Below are 1,856 nucleotides of genomic sequence, written 5' to 3' on the forward strand. Positions count from 1 at the left end.
CGCCAGGACTGGTGGTAGCCCGGCGCCGAGTTGGTGACGATGTACGCGCCGTCGCCGGTCGAGCCGTTCTGGACGTCGAGTCGGCGGCCGTTGCTGAGCGAGGTGATGGTCAGGCACTGCTGCGGGGACGCGCAGGCAGCGGTCGGTCCGATGGCGGCTCCGGACGCTTCGGTGGCGGACGCTTCGGTGACGGCCGCGTCGGCCCGCGTCGCCGTGAACGGCGCGGCGGTGAGGCCGAGCGCGGCGCAGCAGGTCACCAGGACGGCCGCGAGCAGGCGCAGCCAGGGGGCGGAGCGGCGGCTCGGGGCCGCGGGCGGGGCGGAGGTCGACGGCACGGGTCGGTCCTTTCGTCGGGAGGGGAACCGTGGTGCGGTGCGGAGGGGCGAGGTGCGCCCGGGTGTTGCGGCAGGCGCGCCCGGACTAGGAGGCGAAGGCGGCTTCGAGGCGCGGCACGTAGTCCACGAGGTCCTGGGCCCAGCAGCCCGAGCTGTGGCCGCCGTCGCAGGCGGTACCCCAGCCCGCGCCGTTGCCGTAGTTCACGTAGCGGTGCGGTATGCCGAGGGCGGTCAGGCGGTCCGTGAAGCGCTTCGCGGTGCCCTCGGCCCAGAACTCCATGCCGGCGGGGTTGCCGTTGCCGTTGCCGGTGTAGACGGCGATGCCGGTGTCGGCCAGCAGTCCGGCGTGGCCGGTCGGGTCGGCGGCGTTCCAGCGCCAGTCGGCGCCGAAGACCGGGTACGGCGTGCCGAAGACCGCGTCGCTGGACACCGTGGGTCCGAAGTCGAAGCCACAGGGCTGCCCGCCGCTCGGGGCGCACAGCACCGTTCCGGCGTTGGTCAGGGTCCCGACGACGGCGCCGCGGATGACCATCTCGCCGGCCGAGAGGTCGTTGGCGCCGGACATGGTGAGGACGTGGCCGAAGAGCTCCGGGCGGGCCTGGGCGTAGTGCAGCGCGCCGAAGCCGCCCATCGACAGGCCGCCGACCGCGCGGTGCTTCCGGTCGGTGAGGGTGCGGAGGTTCGCGTCGATGAAGGGCACCACCTGGGTGAGGTGGAAGGTCTGCCAGTTCTGCGCGCCGGCCGCCGTGCCGCCGTCCAGCCAGTCGGTGTACCAGCCGCGCAGGCCGCCGTCGGGGATGACGGTGATCATCGAGGTCGCCGCAGTCAGGGCGGGGTAGGCGAGGCCCGGGTTGGCGGGGTTGTCCGAGGCGCCGTGCAGGAAGTAGAGGACCGGGTACCGCTTGTCGGGGCGGTCCGCATAGTCGTCCGGCAGCAGGATCCGGATCGTGTGCTCGCCGGCGACCTGCGGGGTGGTCACGGTGAGGACGAAGTTGGTGGCGCTGCCGGTCACGGCGCCGACCCGGGTCAGTCCGAAGCCGTCCGTCATCGGCGGCGGGGCGGGCGCCCCGGCCCGTGCGGACGACACCCCGGGCAGGAGGAGCAGCAGGAGGGCGCCGACCAGGGCGGCGACCGCCGTCCTCGCGGGTGCGGGCCGGGCGGTGGGCGGAGCAGCGGTCATGGGTCGTCCTTGGGCATGAGGGCGTGAGGGCGCGGCCGTGCGCCGGCCGTCCGGAGGGGACGCCCGGCGAACTGTGCGGACACCGAGCAACTCTCGCGATCCGACCCCGCCGCGCGCCAGAGCGCCCGGCGGCCCGGTTGGGCCAGCGGCGCATGTGCGCCACCGGCGTGGGTAGGCTTCGACGACATGTCATATCGCCATGGACATGGCGAAAACGGAGGTGCCGTGCTCGACGACGTGCTCGATCCCGACTCCGAGCGAGGCCGGCTCTACCACTGGCTGGTCGACCGGCCGCAGGCGCGCCTCGCCGACCTCGTGGCGGAGGCCGGGATCGGCGAGGA

2 protein-coding genes are annotated in these 1,856 nt (G+C 74.2%); both read right to left on the reverse strand.

The window, feature by feature from the left end; translation table 11 throughout:
• A partial coding sequence (locus VR45_RS28995; protein ID WP_045942820.1) for an RICIN domain-containing protein occupies nucleotides 1–335 on the reverse strand: 335 nt, incomplete at its 3' end.
• Nucleotides 336–420: 85 nt separating this feature from the next.
• Nucleotides 421–1,515: an alpha/beta hydrolase-fold protein gene (locus tag VR45_RS29000; protein WP_078896921.1), complete on the reverse strand. Its 1,095-nt coding sequence runs from the start codon at nucleotides 1,513–1,515 to the stop codon at nucleotides 421–423.
• Nucleotides 1,516–1,856 lie beyond the last annotated feature (341 nt).

It is taken from the genome of Streptomyces sp. NRRL S-495, assembly GCF_000966955.1.
In the GTDB taxonomy this organism is placed as follows: domain Bacteria; phylum Actinomycetota; class Actinomycetes; order Streptomycetales; family Streptomycetaceae; genus Kitasatospora; species Kitasatospora purpeofusca.